The organism is Citrobacter sp. RHBSTW-01044 (assembly GCF_013781945.1).
GTDB lineage: Bacteria > Pseudomonadota > Gammaproteobacteria > Enterobacterales > Enterobacteriaceae > Citrobacter > Citrobacter braakii.
Genome location: NZ_CP056180.1, coordinates 2,357,011 through 2,375,573, shown reverse-complemented (window position 1 = coordinate 2,375,573; position 18,563 = coordinate 2,357,011). Strand labels below are relative to the sequence as shown.

Here is an 18,563-nt window from a genome sequence, read left to right as displayed (position 1 = left end):
TGCCGTGCAGACATTCACTGGTCGTTGTCTTTGCGGGCAGAGTCATTTTACCGTCGACGTCGAAATGCTGGATGTCTATGCCTGTCATTGTACGCTGTGCCAGAAGTGGTCAGGTGGCATCGCTATGTATCTGGAAGCCAGCGCTCAGCCGCTGATGTCGCCAGATTCAGCAGAACCTTCGCACTTCCCATCTTCAAATCGTGGTGAACGTTTTTTCTGTTCCGGTTGCGGGTGCCCGCTGTGGTTTACCCTAACGGGCAGCGATCGTTATTTTGTGCCGTGGACGCTGCTGGAGCTGAATGAGGTGGATCGCCGCCGCCTGGTTTTAGCGGCAGAGATCTATACGGAAACACAGCCTGCGTTCTGGAGGCTGACGGGGCAATACGCTCGACTGAGTGGGAAAGAAGTCGAAGAGATGGATTACCCCTGTCATTTAGCCCATTAGTTATTGACGCTGTACCTTTGCCAGACTGAACCACATTCCTACCGCTAATACGATAAGCATGCTGCCGGCGCTGCTTAAGGCCACGCTGTGCGACCAGGTAAAAGCTTCTTTAGCAGCCGACAGCAACGCCTCACTCAGCGACGACGGGAGCGAATGTGCCAGCTGCACCGCCTCACCCATTGACGATGAGGCTCGTTCTATCTCCTGTGGGTTAAGTCCGACAGGCGGCAGAATCGAGGCTGAAAAGCTGCGGCTCAACAACAAACCAAAGATAGCGATCCCAAGCCCGGCCCCCAGTTCATAAGCCATTGTCTCGATGGCGCCCGCGGCTGCGGCTTTTTCTGCCGGGGCTGCCGCCATGATAGCCGCCGTCGAGGCCAGCAGCGCACTGGCGGCGCTGAAACCGAGCAAAGCCATTAATATCCAGGCTTGAATCTGCTGAGTACTGAAATCTGTCATCGCCAGGCCGTAAAAACTGACGGCGCTAAGCGCCATACCCGCCGTTGCCACACAACGTAATCCCAGGCGTGACACCAGCATACCGGCAATGGGGCCGCTGAAGCCGCTTGCCAGCATCACCGGCAGCATAAACAGTCCCGCCTGATACGGTGTTAAACCATGAACAAACTGTAGCTCCTGAGCCATCAGTAACTCGAAACCCACCAGAGTTATCATGGCGGTCATCGCCATCACAACGCCGCTTAAGATGATACGATGCGTGAACAGCCGCATATCAATCATCGGGCGGGAAGCAGCGAGCTGAATGCGGACAAACTGCCACAACAGTAACGCGCCGGTTAACAGCGTCAACGCAATGGCAGCGGTCGCCGTATGCCCTTTCAGCGCGGTTTTAGCGCTGTAAACCAGCAGCAGAATGGCGACAATCAGCATTATCGCATGACCGAAATTTAACGACTGATCGCGACGTCCGGCCTGGCGCGGCACTAAGCGTGCGGTTAAGGCCATTACCACCAGGACAATCGGCACATTAATTAAGAACACGGATCCCCAGTAGAAGTGCTCCAGCAGCATTCCACCAACCAGTGGGCCAAATGCCGCACCGCCGGAACCCACGGCAGCCCAGACACCGAGCGCCATATTGCGATGCCGTTGCTCAGCGAATGTGGCGCGAATACCCGCAAGCGTTGCCGGAACAATCATCGCCGCCCCAATAGCCAATACAGCCCGGGTGGCAATCAGCCAACCCGCGCTGTGGGCAAAGGCAGCGGCCAGCGATGCGAGACCAAATAATCCGCCCCCTAACAGCAACAGACGTTTAAAGCCAATACGATCGCCCAGCGCGCCCATTGGCAATACCATTCCGGCCATTACCAGAGAATAAATATCAATGATCCACAGCAGCTCGTTACCACTGGCACCCAGCGTCATACTCAGCGTGGGCGCGGCAACGTGCAGCACCGTTGCATCAATCGCAACAGGGATGTAGACCAGTACAATAATGACTAACGTTAACCACTGACGAAACATAAAACTCCCTAACGAAACTGAAACTGGACACGTGTCCAGCTTTAGCGATCCTACGGAAATTTGAACGTATGTCCAACTTTTTGTTAGACTGCGTGCTATACGGGTACAGGAGGAAAGATGAGCTATCTGAATCGGGACGAACGTCGGGAAGTTATTCTGCAAGCGGCCATGCGTGTCGCGCTTGAGGAAGGATTTACTGCTATGACGGTGCGGCGTATTGCCACGGAAGCTCAGGTGTCCACCGGGCAGGTACACCATCACTTTACCTCTGCGGGTGAGTTAAAATCCCTCGCGTTTGTGCAACTGATACGGACCCTTCTGGATGCCGAACAGGTCAGTGATAACGCCAGCTTCCGCGAACGACTGCATGCTATGTTGGGCAGCGAAGATGGCGGGTTCGAACCCTACATTAAACTGTGGCGCGAAGCGCAGGTCCTGGCGGATAAAGATCCGGAAATCAAAAGCGCCTACCTGCTAACCATGCGGATGTGGCATGAAGAAACCGCCGCTATCATCACTCAAGGACAGAGTGCAGGTGAATTCTCAGCAATACCGGATGCGGCCGAGGTGGCCTGGCGCTTAATCGCATTGGTTTGCGGCCTGGATGGCATCTATGTCTTAGGCATTGAGGAAATGGCCGACCCTGCATTCGAACGCCATTTGGATCGTATGATTACGTTAGAGTTAGTTAATTGATGTTATAGATGAATTAATAATACATCTTTTAATTTTACAATTGGTAACACTTAAGCAACATGTAATTCCCTCATCACGCCGCGTTATTGCGCTTTTTTATCTATTCTTTCAGTCAATATTCCCAAAACTTTTCAATAGTTTCTAAAAAGAACTCGCGCGGCGCTGTGTGCGTTTATTTCTTTTTCATGAACGGCATGGGCATGGAGAATAATATGTCAGCATCAAATGAGAAAAATAATCGTTATCTTTTAACTGACTGGAAACCGGAGAACCCCGCCTTTTGGGAAAACAAAGGTAAGCATATTGCACGTAGAAACCTCTGGATATCAGTAAGTTGTCTGTTGCTGGCGTTCTGCGTCTGGATGTTGTTTAGCGCCGTGGCCGTCAATCTGAATAAAATTGGTTTTAATTTCACCACTGACCAACTGTTTTTATTAACGGCATTGCCTTCTCTTTCTGGCGCAATATTGCGCGTTCCCTACTCCTTTATGGTACCTATATTTGGTGGGCGCCGGTGGACCATTTTTAGCACGATTATTCTGGTTATTCCCTGCGTCTGGCTCGGTTTTGCCGTGCAAAATAACGCTACTCCGTTTGGCGTATTTATTATCATTGCGCTGATGTGTGGTTTTGCTGGCGCAAACTTTGCCTCCAGCATGGGTAATATCAGCTTTTTCTTCCCCAAAGCGAAACAAGGCAGCGCATTAGGCGTTAACGGTGGTCTCGGCAACCTTGGCGTCAGCGTGATGCAGTTGATCGCGCCGCTGGTGATCTTTCTGCCTATCTTTACCTTTTTGGGCGTACAGGGCGTACCGCAAGCCGACGGCTCGTTATTGTCGCTGGCCAATGCCGCATGGATTTGGGTTCCGTTACTGCTGATAGCCACCTTAGCAGCAGGCATGGGAATGAACGATATTGCCAGTTCGAAGGCCTCAATTGCTTCCCAGTTGCCGGTCCTCAAACGTTTTCATCTGTGGTTATTAAGCCTGCTGTATCTCGCCACTTTCGGTTCATTTATCGGCTTTTCGGCAGGCTTTGCCATGCTGGCGAAAACTCAGTTCCCGGACGTGAATATCCTGCAACTGGCGTTCTTCGGCCCCTTCATCGGCGCTCTTGCGCGATCGGCAGGCGGCGTGATCTCTGACAAATTCGGTGGTGTGCGCGTCACGTTAATTAACTTCATCTTTATGGCGCTGTTTAGCGCCCTGCTGTTTCTCACCCTGCCAGGGTCAGGCGAAGGAAACTTTGTCGCCTTCTACCTGGTGTTTATGGGCTTGTTCCTGACTGCGGGTCTGGGAAGCGGCTCAACCTTTCAGATGATCGCTGTGATCTTTCGCAAAATCACCATATACCGGGTCAAGCTGCACGGTGGTACTGAAGAACAGGCCCAACGTGAGGCGGTAACCGATACCGCTGCCGCGCTGGGATTCATCTCTGCTATTGGCGCTGTGGGGGGCTTTTTCATCCCCAAAGCGTTTGGTTCATCGCTGGCGCTGACCGGCTCTCCGGTGGGTGCAATGAAAATATTCCTCGTGTTTTACATCGTCTGCGTGCTGGTGACCTGGCTGGTCTATGGCCGTAAATCACAAAAAAAATAACAAAATGGATACCGCAGGATCGGACAGTTCGCTAGGCCGGATAAGGCGTTAACCGCCATCCGGCCTACCGTTCGATTCACCGTCGGCAATATTCTCAAAGCAGGAGTTATGTCATGAGTAAACTGTTCGATCGCTTTCGCTACTTTAAACAAAAGGGCGATACGTTTGCCGATGGGCACGGGCAAGTGATGCACACCAACCGGGACTGGGAAGACAGCTATCGTCAGCGCTGGCAGTTCGACAAAATTGTGCGTTCTACCCACGGCGTTAACTGTACCGGCTCATGCAGTTGGAAAATCTACGTCAAAAACGGACTGGTGACCTGGGAGACGCAGCAAACCGACTACCCGCGTACCCGCCCTGACCTGCCAAATCATGAACCCCGTGGCTGCCCGCGCGGTGCCAGCTACTCCTGGTATCTTTACAGCGCCAACCGTCTGAAATATCCCCTGGTGCGTAAACGTCTGATCGAACTGTGGCGCGACGCCCTGTCCCGCCAGCCCGATCCGGTGCTGGCCTGGGAATCCATTATGAACGACCCGCAAAAATGCCAGAGCTACAAGCAGGTACGCGGGCGCGGTGGTTTTATCCGTTCCAACTGGAAAGAGCTTAATCAGCTCATTGCTGCCGCCAACGTCTGGACGGTGAAAACCTATGGCCCGGATCGCGTGGCCGGGTTCTCCCCGATCCCTGCTATGTCGATGGTCTCCTATGCCGCAGGCACACGTTATCTTTCGCTACTGGGCGGAACCTGCCTGAGCTTCTATGACTGGTACTGCGACTTACCGCCTGCATCACCGATGACCTGGGGCGAACAGACCGATGTTCCAGAATCCGCCGACTGGTATAACTCCAGCTACATCATCGCCTGGGGGTCAAACGTGCCGCAGACCCGTACCCCGGATGCGCACTTTTTTACTGAAGTACGCTACAAAGGCACCAAGACGATTGCCATTACGCCGGATTACTCGGAAGTCGCCAAACTGTGCGACCAGTGGCTGGCCCCCAAGCAAGGGACAGACAGCGCGTTGGCGATGGCGATGGGCCACGTGATTCTGAAAGAATTCCACCTCGACAATCCCAGCGATTACTTCATCAATTACTGTCGTCGCTATACCGATATGCCGATGCTGGTTTTGCTGGATGCCCGGGAAGATGGCAGCTACGTGCCAGGGCGCATGATGCGCGCCTCAGACCTTATCGATGGTCTGGGCGAAAGTAACAATCCGGAGTGGAAAACCGTGGCCTTTAACACTGCTGGCGAACTGGTGGTCCCGAACGGGTCTATCGGTTTTCGCTGGGGCGAGAAAGGTAAATGGAACCTGGAGCCACTGGCGGCTGGCGCTGAAACAGAACTTTCCCTCTCGTTGCTCGGTCAGCATGATGAAGTGACCGGCGTGGCATTCCCCTACTTTGGCGGCAACGAAAACCCACATTTTCGCAGCGTGAAACAGGAACCCGTGCTGATTCGTCAACTGCCGGTAAAACATCTTACCCTCGCCGATGGCAGCCGTTGCCCGGTGGTAAGCGTTTATGATCTGGTGCTGGCGAATTACGGCCTCGACCGTGGTCTGGATGACGCTCATAGCGCGCAAGATTACGGCGAAGTGAAAGCCTACACCCCGGCCTGGGGAGAGCAAATTACCGGTGTACCTCGTCGTCATATCGAACAAATCGCCCGTGAGTTTGCCGATACGGCGCACAAAACGCATGGCCGTTCGATGATTATCCTCGGGGCTGGCGTCAACCACTGGTATCACATGGATATGAACTACCGTGGAATGATTAACATCCTCGTGTTCTGCGGTTGTGTGGGACAAAGCGGCGGCGGCTGGGCGCACTATGTGGGTCAGGAGAAACTGCGTCCGCAAACCGGTTGGTTGCCGCTGGCCTTTGCGCTGGACTGGAACCGCCCGCCGCGTCAGATGAACAGCACCTCGTTTTTCTACAATCACTCCAGCCAGTGGCGTTATGAAAAACTCACCGCTCAGGAACTCCTCTCTCCGCTTGCTGACGCGTCGAAGTTTAGCGGACATTTGATCGACTTTAACGTGCGGGCAGAAAGAATGGGCTGGCTGCCGTCCGCGCCGCAGCTCAACCTCAACCCTCTGAGCGTCAAAGCAAAGGCAGAACAAGCGGGAGTGTCGCCTGCGCAATACACTGCACAGGCGCTGAAATCGGGTGAAATTCGTTTTGCCTGCGAGCAGCCGGATAGTGGTAACAACCATCCGCGTAATCTCTTCGTCTGGCGCTCTAACCTGCTCGGCTCCTCCGGTAAAGGGCATGAATACATGCTCAAGTATCTGCTGGGTACCGAAAGCGGGATCCAGGGGGAAGCGCTCGGTTCAAGCGAAGGTATTAAACCTGAAGAGGTGGAATGGCAGTCCGCGGCGATAGAGGGCAAGCTTGATCTGCTGGTAACGCTCGATTTCCGTATGTCGAGTACCTGCCTGTTCTCCGATGTCGTTTTGCCGACCGCCACCTGGTATGAAAAAGACGATATGAACACCTCGGATATGCATCCGTTTATTCACCCGCTGTCGGCGGCGGTCGATCCTGCGTGGGAATCGAAGAGCGACTGGGAAATTTATAAAGGCATCGCCAAAGTCTTCTCTGAGGTTTGCGTCGGGCACCTTGGGCAAGAAACGGATGTGGTATTACAACCGCTGCAACACGACTCCCCGGCAGAGCTGGCGCAGCCGTTTGACATTCAGGACTGGCGTAAAGGCGAATGCGATCTCCTCCCGGGGAAAACGGCGCCCAATATTGCCGTCGTGGAACGTGACTATCCCGCCACCTACGAACGCTTCACTTCGCTCGGTCCGCTAATGGACAAGCTCGGTAACGGCGGGAAAGGTATTACGTGGAATACCCAGGCGGAGGTCGATTTCCTCGGCAAGCTGAACTACACCAAACGCGAAGGCCCGGCGAAAGGCCGACCACTGATAGACACCGCGCTGGATGCGTCTGAGGTGATCCTCGCCCTGGCACCGGAAACGAACGGTCAGGTGGCGGTGAAAGCCTGGGAAGCGCTGGGAGCGATGACCGGACGCGACCATACGCATCTGGCGTTGAACAAAGAAGACGAGAAAATCCGTTTTCGCGATATTCAGGCGCAGCCGCGCAAAATCATCTCCAGCCCCACCTGGTCCGGGCTGGAAAGTGAACATGTCTCCTATAACGCAGGCTATACCAACGTCCACGAGCTGATCCCGTGGCGTACCCTGTCCGGTCGCCAACAGTTGTACCAGGATCACGCGTGGATGCGAGCCTTTGGTGAAAGTCTGGTGGCATATCGTCCGCCTATCGATACCCGTAGCGTCAGCAATATGCGCGAAGTTCCGCCTAACGGCTTCCCGGAAAAAGCGCTCAACTTCCTGACTCCGCATCAGAAATGGGGGATCCACTCTACCTACAGCGAAAACCTGCTGATGCTGACGCTGTCGCGCGGCGGCCCCATTGTCTGGATCAGTGAGACCGATGCTAAAGAGCTGGGCATTGAGGATAACGACTGGATTGAAGCCTTTAACGCCAACGGCGCGCTCACCGCGCGGGCTGTGGTGAGTCAGCGCGTGCCGCCGGGAATGACCATGATGTATCACGCTCAGGAGCGAATCATGAATATCCCTGGCTCGGAAGTCACTGGTATGCGCGGCGGGATCCACAACTCAGTCACCCGCGTCTGCCCGAAACCCACGCACATGATCGGCGGCTATGCGCAACTGGCATACAGCTTCAACTATTACGGCACAGTCGGCTCTAACCGCGATGAGTTCATCATGATTAGAAAAATGAAAAATATTAACTGGCTGGATGATGAAGGTCGCGATCAGGTACAGGAGGCGAAAAAATGAAAATACGCTCACAGGTAGGCATGGTTCTTAATCTGGATAAGTGCATCGGCTGCCACACCTGCTCCGTCACCTGTAAAAACGTCTGGACCGGACGTGAAGGGATGGAATATGCGTGGTTTAACAACGTTGAGACCAAGCCAGGCATTGGTTATCCGAAAAACTGGGAAGATCAGGAAGAGTGGCAAGGCGGCTGGGTTCGCGATGTTAACGGTAAGATAAGGCCGCGCCTGGGCGGCAAGATGGGCGTTATCACCAAAATTTTTGCTAACCCGGTGATCCCGCAAATCGATGATTATTACGAACCCTTTACCTACGATTATCAGCATCTGCATAGCGCGCCGGAAAGCAAGAATCAGCCTACCGCACGTCCGCGTTCGCTGATAGATGGCAAGCGGATGGACAAGATTATCTGGGGTCCTAACTGGGAAGAGTTGCTCGGCGGTGAGTTCTCAAAACGTGCCCGCGACCGTAACTTTGAGAAAATGCAAAAGGAGATGTACGGGCAATTCGAAAACACCTTCATGATGTATTTACCGCGCTTGTGCGAACACTGCCTGAACCCAAGCTGTGTCGCCACCTGCCCGAGCGGTGCCATCTATAAGCGTGAAGAAGACGGCATCGTGTTGATCGACCAGGATAAATGTCGCGGCTGGCGCTTGTGCATCAGCGGTTGTCCGTACAAAAAAATCTACTTTAACTGGAAGAGCGGTAAATCAGAGAAGTGCATTTTCTGCTACCCGCGTATTGAATCCGGCCAGCCGACGGTATGTTCGGAAACCTGCGTGGGACGCATCCGCTATCTTGGCGTATTGCTGTATGACGCCGACCGCATCGAAGAAGCAGCCAGCACCGAGCATGAGACCGATCTCTACGAGCGTCAGTGCGATGTGTTCCTCAATCCGCACGACCCGGCGGTCATTGAAGAGGCGTTAAAACAAGGTATTCCGCACAACGTCATCGAAGCGGCCCAACGTTCGCCCGTTTACAAGATGGCGATGGACTGGAAGCTGGCGCTGCCGCTGCACCCGGAATACCGCACCCTGCCGATGGTCTGGTATGTACCGCCGTTGTCGCCGATTCAGTCGGTCGCTGACGCGGGGGGACTGCCGCACAATGGCAACATTCTGCCAGCGGTTGAATCACTGCGAATTCCGGTTCAGTACCTTGCCAACATGCTTAGCGCGGGCGATACCGGTCCGGTACTGCGGGCGCTAAAACGAATGATGGCCATGCGCCATTATATGCGTTCGCAAACCGTAGAAGGCGTTACGGACACCCGCGCGATTGAGGAAGTGGGTCTGACCGTTGAGCAGGTTGAAGAGATGTATCGCTATCTGGCCATCGCCAACTATGAAGACCGCTTCGTGATCCCGACCAGCCACCGTGAAATGGCGCGTGATGCGTTCCCGGAGAAAAACGGTTGCGGATTTACCTTTGGCGACGGCTGCCATGGTTCAGATACCAAATTCAACCTGTTTAACAGCAGTCGTATTGACGCCATCGACATCACCGAAGTGCGCGATAAAGCGGAGGGTGAATAATGCAAATCCTGAAGGTTATCGGCCTGCTGATGGAATATCCCGACGAGTTGCTGTGGGAGTGTAAAGACGAGGCGCTGGCGCTTGTGGCCAGCGATGCCCCAATGCTTACCGAATTTAGCCAGGGGCTGCTCAATGCGCCATTACTGGATAAACAAGCCGAATGGTGTGAGATATTTGACCGGGGCCGGGCCACCTCTCTGCTGCTGTTTGAGCACGTGCACGCCGAGTCTCGCGATCGGGGCCAGGCGATGGTTGATCTGTTGGCGCAGTACGAAAAGGTCGGACTGCAGCTCGACTGCCGCGAACTGCCGGATCATCTGCCGCTGTATCTGGAGTACTTAAGCGTGTTGCCGGAAGCGGAGGCCAAAGAAGGATTGCAGAACGTCGCACCGATTCTGGCGCTGCTGGGGGGGCGTTTGAAACAGCGTGATACGCCGTGGTATCAACTGTTTGACGCCCTGCTACTGCTTGCCGGAAGCCCTCTTTCAAGTGACAGTGTCACTAAACAGGTTGGCACGGAAACCCGCGACGATACCCGACAGGCGCTGGATGCCGTCTGGGAAGAGGAACAGGTGAAGTTTATCGAGGATAACGCCACCGCCTGTGACAGTTCACCGTTACAAAACTATCAACGACGCTTTAGCCAGGACGTGGCACCTCAGTATGTCGACGTCAGCGCGGGAGGCCCGAAATGATACAGTACCTGAACGTCTTTTTTTACGATATCTACCCGTACCTGTGCGGCACGGTGTTTATCCTCGGCAGTTGGCTACGCTATGACTACGGGCAATACACCTGGCGAGCCTCTTCCAGCCAGATGCTGGACAAACGCGGCATGGTGTTATGGTCAAACCTGTTCCACATCGGCATCCTGGGGATCTTTTTCGGGCACCTGTTTGGCATGTTAACCCCGCACTGGATGTATGCCTGGTTCCTGCCGATTGCGGTGAAGCAGCAGATGGCGATGATCGCCGGTGGGCTCTGTGGCGTGCTGACGCTGGTCGGTGGCGCTGGCTTGCTGGTACGTCGTTTGACCAATCCGCGCATTCGTGCAACCTCCTCCACTGCCGATATCCTGATCCTCTGCGTTCTGCTGATTCAGTGTATCCTCGGCTTAACCACCATCCCATTCTCTGCGCAGCATCCTGACGGCAGTGAAATGCTGAAACTGGTAGGTTGGGCGCAGTCGGTAGTGACTTTCCAGGGCGGCGCGTCTGCGCATCTGGATGGCGTGGCGTTGATTTTCCGTGTGCATCTGGTTCTGGGGATGACTATCTTCCTGCTGTTCCCGTTCACGCGCCTGGTTCACGTGTGGAGCGCGCCGTTTGAGTACTTTACCCGCCGCTATCAAATAGTGCGTTCACGCCGATAAATCCGCATTGAAATGTCGGGTGACGACACGCCTTATCCGGCCTACAACCAGGCACCGTAGGCCGGATAAGATAGCGATCGTCGCCATCCGGCATTTTGCACGTTATGATGCTTCTCCATTCCAGGGAGAACGTTAATGAAACCACAGGTTTACCACGTCGATGCCTTTACCTCGGTACCCTTTCGCGGCAATTCAGCAGGCGTAGTTTTGCATGCTGACGGACTGAGCGAAGCGCAGATGCAACTCATTGCTCGCGAGCTGCGTCATTCGGAAACCGCTTTCCTGCTGACCAGCGACGACAGCGATGTTCGCATCCGCTATTTCACGCCGACGGTCGAAGTTCCTATCTGTGGGCATGCTACCGTCGCTGCACATTATGTGCGGGCAAACGTGCTTGGCTTGGGCAACAGTACAGTCTGGCAAACCTCGCTGGCTGGTCGTCATCGGGTGGATATCGAAGCTACCGGGAATGACTATCGTATTAGCCTTGAACAAGGCGTACCCGGATTTGAACCTCCGCTGGAAGGGGTTATTCGTAGTGCGATTATCGAGGCCCTACACCTGAGCGAAGACGATATGCTGGCAGGCTTGCCGATTCAGGTTGCTACCACCGGACATTCGAAAGTGATGATTCCGCTCAAGCCCGAGGTGGACCTCGACGCCCTTTCCCCTGATTTGCAGGCTCTGACAGCCATCAGCCAACAAATTGGCTGTAACGGCTTCTTTCCTTTTCAAATCCGCCCGGGCGAAAACGCCACCGATGGCCGCATGTTTTCGCCTGCAATTGGGATTGTGGAAGACCCGGTTACCGGCAATGCCAACGGTCCAATGGGCGCGTGGTTGGTTCACCATGGGCAGATGGCGCATGATGGGAAAACGTTACGTGTTCAGGGACATCAGGGCCGTGCGCTCGGGCGCGACGGTATTGTTGATGTGACGGTGACTATCCGTGATAACCAGCCAGAAAAAGTCACCATTACCGGTTCGGCGGTGATCCTGTTTCACGCAGAATGGACGATAGATTTTTAATTGTTCCCGTAGGCCGGATAAGGCGATTACGCCGATCCGGCACTAATTCCGATGCCCCTATTTCCCCGCCTCCGGATGCGTATCAAACGCCGCCATTACCGTCGCCAGCTCATCCTGGGTAAACCCATGCTTCACGTCATCCACGCCCAGGCCAAACCGCTCCTGCAACAAGGCATACAGACTGGGAACGTCAGGTAGATTAATCTGTTCTACCGCGTGTCCATCCTGATAATGGGTGAAATGAAAATTGGTTAACGTTAATTTCCCGCCGTCGGGCAGATGACGACACATCAACAGATGATGGCGAAAATGCGATTGCGGCCAGTGAGCGGACCAGAAGTTGCCTATCAGATAATCGCTCTGATGCTGTACGACCAGGTCGAAACGGTACATTGATTGCCAGTGTTCGTGATGACGGAACTGCAGGATCCAGTCTTCACCTTCCTGAATCAGCCGATATTCGCCGTGTGGTGTCTTCTGCTCAATGTTCGCCTGCAGACGAATCGGTGCCGTCAGCGTTTGCCCGCCGAAGCCAACGTCGGCGATCCACTGCTCTCCCTGCAACTCAACCAGCAACAGACGATGCGTGCGCGGTGGCAGGCTTGACGGGTTCGCCAGTACCACACGTCCGAGCAGACTGCGTACGGTAAAACCGATTTCGCGTAGCGCTCGCTCAAATAGCCCGTTCTGTTCAAAACAATAGCCGCCGCGACGCGCCGTTACCAGCTTCTCTTCCAAAGACAAATCGTCAAGCTGCATCTCTCTTGGAAGCAATACATCCAGGTTTTCAAAAGGTATGGCGGCGTTGTGCAGTAAATGCAGCGCCCGTAAGGTATCAATGTTGACCCTGGCCAAATCTGACCAGCCAATACGGGCAAAATAAGCGGTTAAAAAAGGCGTCATACGGAGTTCCTGTTCGATTAATGCAGTACTTATAACGCATTTTTAATTTTGCGCCGTCGATTTTGTGCGTTGTTCCTCCAGACGAGGCGACAAAATCGCTAATACCGTTAATATCTATGTTTATTGTGGTGTGTTATCTCTCAGCCAAGGAGCATCCATGAGCCATTTTCGTCCGATCGAATTAAAACATGCCAGTCGGTTGCTAAATCACGGCCCAACGATATTAATCACCAGCCGGGATGAGCATACCGAGCGGCGAAATGTGATGGCTGCCGCGTGGTCAATGCCCGTGGAGTTTGAACCACCGCGGATCGCGATTGTTGTCGACAAGACCGCCTGGTCACGTGAGCTCATTGAACGTAGCGGCAAATTCGGCATCGTTATTCCGGGCGTTGCCGCCGCCAACTGGACCTGGGCCGTAGGCAGCGTTTCCGGTCGTGTGGAAGATAAATTCAACTGCTACGGCATTCCCGTGGTACAGGGACCGGTACTGGGTTTACCGCTGATTGAAGCAAAATGTCTGGCCTGGATGGAGTGTCGCCTGTTGCCTGCCACTGCGGCACAGGAAAAATATGACACGCTGTTTGGTGAAGTGGTCTCGGCTGCCGCTGATGAGCGAGCCTTCGTGGAAGGACGCTGGCAGTTTGATGATGGCAAGCTCAATACCCTGCATCACCTTGGGGCCGGAACGTTTGTCTCCAGCGGAAAACTCATAACAGCAGCTGAATAATGGCACGACAAAACGGGCGGATTTTCCGCCCGTTTTTTCTTACATGCTGTAGCCGGGTTTTTTAATCAACCTTGCCATCTGCGGCGCAATCTCCGCATCCCACACGCCCTGCCACGCCTCGGGCTCAATTTCATTAAGCGCCACGCTCACTGAACTGTCTTTGCTTTGCAAATGACGAATAATGACGTCGGTAATATCCGCCGCCAGCGCGGATTTTTGTTCGTCGTTCAGGTCGCGAGGAAAACATTTGATATCGACGTGCGGCATAGCAGATTCCTTATTGTTTTGGGATGCAGGTAACTTATGCGGATTCTCGTTCCACCAGGTGAAATCCAACATCAATGATATCGTCTTCACGCGGAATTTGTTCGATACGATCGGCAAGCAGAGAGGCGGCGCGTTGTCCAATAGCCCGTCTGTCGACGCTGACGGTGGTGATGGCAGGTCGGTTACTGGCGGCAAAGTCGAGATCGCCAAAACCGATTACCGCTAATTCCTGCGGCACGCGTAGACCACGGCTTTCGGCTTCCATGATCGCCCCCTGGGCTAACGTATCTGAGCTACAGACGATGACATCAAACGCGCGTTCAGCCAATAGCTGTGCCAACCCGCTACGCCCCAATGCCAGAGAGGCAGGAAGCGGGACATCCACCTGTGCGCCAGCCGCGATACCATGACGACTCAGCGCGTCGCACAGTCCTTGTTTACGCTGGCCTGCCCGGCGATCGGCGGTCCATAGTAAACCAGGACGGCGATACCCTTTTTCCAGCAAATAGTCTGCTACCGCCTGCCCGACTTTTTCATGCGAAAACCCCACCAGCATATCGATGGGCGTTGGCGTTAAATCCCAAATTTCCACGACCGGGATGGCCGCATTAAGAATCACCTTTTTCAGCTCGGCGGTATGATGGATACCGGTGAGCACTACACCATCCGGGCGACGAGAAAGCAGCGTCGCCACCAGCTCAGCCTCTGTTTGCGGCGTATAACCCGACACGCAGAGCAAGATGTGGTATCCGCGTTCAGCCAGTTCATCGCTTAATGACTGGATGGTATCGACAAACATATTGTTGTTAATTTGTGGGACAACCACAGCGATAAGCTTACTGCGACGCGACGCCAGCCCCCCGGCCAGCGCGTTGGGAATATAGCCAGTGGCGCGTACCGCCTGCATCACTTTTTCTACTGTTCTCGGGCGCACCAGTTGCGGGGTATTCAACGCCCTGCTCACCGTCATGGGCGACAATCCCGCGGTACGGGCAACATCTTCCAGCGTGGGTGCGCGCGGAGGTCTGGGATTTTTCACTGTCGATGCCCTTGTCAAAAATCGCTGATTTATCCTGGCATTATTCATCATGATTTCGGCTATTGCCAGCGCCCCTCTACGATAACGCTGAGAAAACAGCAGCTTAGTTAATTAGCGCCATCTGAAATGATAGCGCCATCATAACGACTTGTGCATTTACCCATAAAGTATTGGAATGTGATGCTGTTTACAAGTTACTGCCCTTTTGTCTCAGTATTTGTGAGCAATTGTTCAAAACGCATTCAATTCGCTGGCGCAATGATTGCGCTAACACTAAAAATGTTAGCGCAATCATTTGTTATCACCAGGAGAGATTAAAATGTCATTAAGTGCGAATTCCGATGCCGTAACGTATGCCAAATCAGCCAATGCAAAAACCGCGGCTGAAACCGGCGACCGTATCGAGTGGGTTAAGCTGTCCCTGGCTTTCCTTCCTCTGGCAACACCCGTGAGCGATGCCAAAGTGCTGACCGGTCGCCAGAAACCCCTAACCGAAGTCGCCATTATTATCGCGGAGATCCGCAGTCGCGACGGGTTTGAAGGCGTTGGATTTAGTTACTCCAAGCGGGCTGGCGGCCAGGGAATCTATGCTCATGCCAAAGAAATTGCCGATAACCTGTTAGGCGAAGATCCAAACGATATCGACAAGATCTACACCAAGCTGCTGTGGGCTGGCGCTTCCGTGGGGCGAAGTGGCATGGCGGTTCAGGCTATCTCCCCTATCGATATTGCCTTGTGGGATATGAAGGCCAAGCGTGCAGGGTTGCCGCTGGCAAAACTATTGGGTGCACACCGGGACTCCGTGCAGTGTTACAACACCTCCGGCGGATTCCTGCATACGCCGCTGGATCAGGTGCTCAAAAACGTCGTTATTTCCCGTGAAAACGGCATTGGCGGCATCAAACTCAAGGTTGGTCAGCCAAACTGCGCCGAGGATATTCGCCGCTTAACCGCGGTGCGTGAAGCGCTGGGCGATGACTTCCCGCTGATGGTCGATGCCAATCAGCAGTGGGATCGAGAAACCGCCATTCGTATGGGACGAAAAATGGAGCAGTTCAATCTGATCTGGATTGAAGAGCCGCTGGATGCCTACGATGTGGAAGGTCACGCCCAACTGGCCGCCGCGCTTGATACCCCGATTGCTACCGGTGAAATGCTGACCAGTTTCCGCGAACATGAACAGCTGATCCTCGGTAATGCCAGTGATTTTGTGCAGCCCGATGCACCGCGTGTGGGGGGAATTTCACCGTTTCTGAAAATTATGGACCTGGCGGCAAAACACGGTCGCAAACTGGCTCCGCACTTTGCCATGGAAGTTCACCTGCATCTGTCCGCCGCTTACCCGCTTGAGCCATGGCTGGAACATTTCGAATGGCTGAACCCGTTATTTAATGAACAGCTTGAACTGCGCGATGGGCGTATGTGGGTTTCCGACCGTCACGGCCTGGGGTTCAGCATCAGCGAGCAGACACGTCGCTGGACGCAATTAACCTGCGAGTTTGGTAAACGTCCTTAATTTATTTGGCGGGTAAGTAATACCCGCACTCTTCCCTACAGAAACGCTCTCAACCTTATGAAAGGAGTGGGTGATGAACACAATAATAAAGCGCACAAAAGTGCGTTACGGTATTTTGATATTTCTGTTTCTTGCCACCGTATTTAATTACGCCGATCGCGCGACGTTATCTGTCGTAGCTCCGATTATGAGCAAAGAATTAGGTTTTGATCCCGAAGCAATGGGGCTGGCCTTTTCTGCCTTCGGTATTTCTTATGTCATTATGCAATTGCCTGGCGGCTGGCTACTTGATCGCTACGGTTCTCGTCTGGTATACGGCTGCGCCCTGATTGGCTGGTCGCTGGTGACCATGTTTCAGGGCACCATTTATCTGTACGCCAGTCCACTTGTGGTATTGATAATCTTACGTTTACTGATGGGTGCCATTGAGGCTCCGGCCTTTCCTGCCAACAGCCGATTAAGCGTGCAGTGGTTTCCTAATAACGAACGAGGATTTGTCACCTCAGTTTACCAGGCCGCGCAATATATCTCGTTAGGGGTAATTACACCGTTAATGACGATTATTTTGCATAATCTCAGCTGGCACTTTGTTTTTTATTACATCGGGGCGATTGGCGTTATTCTTGGCATCTTCTGGCTGGTAAAAGTCAGAGATCCTATGCATCATCCGAAGGTAAACCAGCAGGAAATTGACTATATCCGGGAAGGCGGTGGCGAACCGTCGCTGGGAAATAAAAAAGAGCCACAGAAGATTACCTTTGCGCAAATAAAAAGCGTCTGCGTCAACCGCATGATGATTGGCGTTTACATCGGGCAGTTCTGCGTGACGTCAATCACCTGGTTCTTCCTGACCTGGTTTCCTACCTATCTGTATCAGGCTAAAGGAATGTCGATCCTTAAAGTGGGGTTTGTCGCCAGTATTCCTGCTATTGCCGGTTTTATCGGTGGATTGTTAGGGGGCGTTTTTTCAGACTGGCTATTAAAACGCGGCTACAGCCTGACGGTTGCTCGTAAGCTACCCGTTATCTGCGGAATGTTACTTTCCTGTGTCATCGTTATCGCTAACTACACCTCGTCAGAATTTGTGGTTATCGCGGCGATGAGTCTGGCATTTTTCGCCAAAGGCTTTGGCAATCTGGGATGGTGCGTACTTAGCGATACTTCACCAAAAGAAGTGCTCGGCATTGCTGGCGGCGTATTCAATATGTGCGGCAATATGGCGAGTATTATCACGCCGCTGGTGATTGGCGTCATTCTGGCGAATACCCAGTCATTCGATTACGCCATTCTGTACGTCGGTTCGATGGGGCTGATTGGCCTGATTTCTTATCTGTTTATCGTGGGGCCGCTGGATCGTATTACGCTGAGCCCGTCCGTCGCGTAATGTAAGCTTATGGCGATAGTTCGCCCGCTGTTCCGGGATTTGCACTCCTGCGGAACAGCGTTTTTTTATTCAAATAATCTTATTATTTTTCAGTACAGTACGCAGTCGCGGGTGCTGGCAAACCGCGTCAGCGATGGCGCTGATATTGGGCGTGTTGTCCTGAAACCAGTCATGCCCCGGCCCCCAGGTGCGCATAACGGCAATATAAACGTCCAGCAGTGTTAGCTGATCGCCGAACGCGTACGGCTCAGCGCTTAGCTGGTCGTTCAGCCACATATAAAGCGATTTGCGGTACTCAATACAGTTCTTTTTCAACTGCGCCGCGGCGTCTGGTACCCAGCGTTGTGGATAATCGGCATAGGTAAACGTTGGATAGACATTTGCCACCAGCCATATCAACAGACGCTGAAACTGCTGGCGCTCAGCGTGCCCAACGGGTGGCGCAAGTTCAGGACAACGATCGAGGATCATCAGGGCGATCGCCGCCGTTTCCGTCATCACGTTACCATTTTCCAATATCAGTGTGGGCACCTGGCACAACGGATTCATTTTTTTAAGCAACTCCCGCGAAGGCCCGTCGCGGTCAAAACCATCCACATCAATAAAGCTGTAAGGGATCTCCGCCAGTGTGAGCATCACTTCACTGATGGCCGATCCCCAGCCCGGCACCCCATAGACCTTAATCATGCTGCAACCCCCCA

At 53.6% G+C, this 18,563-nt stretch carries 16 protein-coding genes; 11 read left to right on the top strand and 5 right to left on the bottom strand.

What is annotated here, in order from left to right; genetic code table 11:
- Positions 1-64 precede the first annotated feature (64 nt).
- On the top strand, positions 65-445 hold the full coding sequence (locus HV352_RS11455; RefSeq protein WP_087121860.1) for a GFA family protein: 381 nt from the start codon (positions 65-67) through the stop codon (positions 443-445).
- Here the strand turns inward: HV352_RS11455 and HV352_RS11450 are convergent, their stop codons facing one another.
- A complete protein-coding gene (locus HV352_RS11450; RefSeq protein ID WP_019076798.1) occupies positions 446-1,933 on the bottom strand; it encodes an MFS transporter in 1,488 nt (495 codons plus the stop codon).
- A 117-nt stretch (positions 1,934-2,050) separates the two neighbouring features.
- Here HV352_RS11450 and HV352_RS11445 point away from each other — a divergent pair, with 117 nt between their 5' ends.
- The 7 genes from HV352_RS11445 (at position 2,051) to HV352_RS11415 (ending at position 12,023) form a co-directional block, all read left to right on the top strand.
- Entirely contained in the window at positions 2,051-2,629 is a 579-nt protein-coding gene (locus HV352_RS11445; protein WP_016153113.1) for a TetR family transcriptional regulator, read from the top strand.
- 212 nt (positions 2,630-2,841) lie between these two features.
- On the top strand, positions 2,842-4,227 hold the full coding sequence (locus HV352_RS11440; RefSeq protein WP_047358146.1) for a NarK family nitrate/nitrite MFS transporter: 1,386 nt from the start codon (positions 2,842-2,844) through the stop codon (positions 4,225-4,227).
- 113 nt (positions 4,228-4,340) lie between these two features.
- Complete coding sequence (locus tag HV352_RS11435; protein ID WP_181635442.1) at positions 4,341-8,081, top strand: nitrate reductase subunit alpha; 3,741 nt, start codon at positions 4,341-4,343, stop codon at positions 8,079-8,081.
- Positions 8,078-9,622, top strand: coding sequence for a nitrate reductase subunit beta (gene narH / locus HV352_RS11430; RefSeq protein WP_016156550.1), 1,545 nt, complete (start codon positions 8,078-8,080; stop codon positions 9,620-9,622). The genes HV352_RS11435 and narH overlap by 4 nt, the downstream gene beginning before the upstream one ends.
- Entirely contained in the window at positions 9,622-10,317 is a 696-nt protein-coding gene (gene narW, locus HV352_RS11425) for a nitrate reductase molybdenum cofactor assembly chaperone (protein WP_016153117.1), read from the top strand. The genes narH and narW overlap by 1 nt, the downstream gene beginning before the upstream one ends.
- The gene (gene narI, locus HV352_RS11420) at positions 10,314-10,994 is read left to right on the top strand and encodes a respiratory nitrate reductase subunit gamma (protein WP_003833047.1); all 681 of its coding nucleotides are present in this window, start codon (positions 10,314-10,316) and stop codon (positions 10,992-10,994) included. Before narW ends, narI begins: the two co-directional genes overlap by 4 nt.
- 135 nt (positions 10,995-11,129) lie before the next feature.
- On the top strand, positions 11,130-12,023 hold the full coding sequence (locus HV352_RS11415) for a PhzF family isomerase (protein ID WP_181635441.1): 894 nt from the start codon (positions 11,130-11,132) through the stop codon (positions 12,021-12,023).
- A gap of 57 nt (positions 12,024-12,080) precedes the next feature.
- On the opposite strand, the gene nhoA is transcribed toward HV352_RS11415, so the two are convergent.
- The gene (nhoA, locus tag HV352_RS11410; protein ID WP_181635440.1) at positions 12,081-12,926 is read right to left on the bottom strand and encodes an N-hydroxyarylamine O-acetyltransferase; all 846 of its coding nucleotides are present in this window, start codon (positions 12,924-12,926) and stop codon (positions 12,081-12,083) included.
- 157 nt (positions 12,927-13,083) lie between these two features.
- Here nhoA and HV352_RS11405 point away from each other — a divergent pair, with 157 nt between their 5' ends.
- Entirely contained in the window at positions 13,084-13,656 is a 573-nt protein-coding gene (locus HV352_RS11405; protein WP_016156553.1) for a flavin reductase family protein, read from the top strand.
- 39 nt (positions 13,657-13,695) lie between these two features.
- Here HV352_RS11405 and pptA read toward each other — a convergent pair whose 3' ends face one another.
- Together pptA and HV352_RS11395 are read right to left on the bottom strand one after the other, a co-directional pair.
- Positions 13,696-13,923, bottom strand: a complete 228-nt coding sequence (pptA, locus tag HV352_RS11400) for a tautomerase PptA (protein WP_016156554.1) — start codon at positions 13,921-13,923, stop codon at positions 13,696-13,698.
- A gap of 34 nt (positions 13,924-13,957) precedes the next feature.
- Positions 13,958-14,962, bottom strand: a complete 1,005-nt coding sequence (locus tag HV352_RS11395; RefSeq protein ID WP_032947100.1) for a LacI family DNA-binding transcriptional regulator — start codon at positions 14,960-14,962, stop codon at positions 13,958-13,960.
- Positions 14,963-15,281: 319 nt separating this feature from the next.
- Between HV352_RS11395 and HV352_RS11390 the strand changes: the two genes are divergently transcribed.
- Positions 15,282-16,478: an L-talarate/galactarate dehydratase gene (locus tag HV352_RS11390; RefSeq protein ID WP_016153126.1), complete on the top strand. Its 1,197-nt coding sequence runs from the start codon at positions 15,282-15,284 to the stop codon at positions 16,476-16,478.
- A gap of 73 nt (positions 16,479-16,551) precedes the next feature.
- Positions 16,552-17,862, top strand: a complete 1,311-nt coding sequence (locus HV352_RS11385; protein WP_016156557.1) for an MFS transporter — start codon at positions 16,552-16,554, stop codon at positions 17,860-17,862.
- Between the two features lie 69 nt (positions 17,863-17,931).
- Here HV352_RS11385 and HV352_RS11380 read toward each other — a convergent pair whose 3' ends face one another.
- On the bottom strand, positions 17,932-18,549 hold the full coding sequence (locus HV352_RS11380) for a glutathione S-transferase family protein (protein ID WP_016153128.1): 618 nt from the start codon (positions 18,547-18,549) through the stop codon (positions 17,932-17,934).
- Positions 18,550-18,563: the final 14 nt, after the last annotated feature.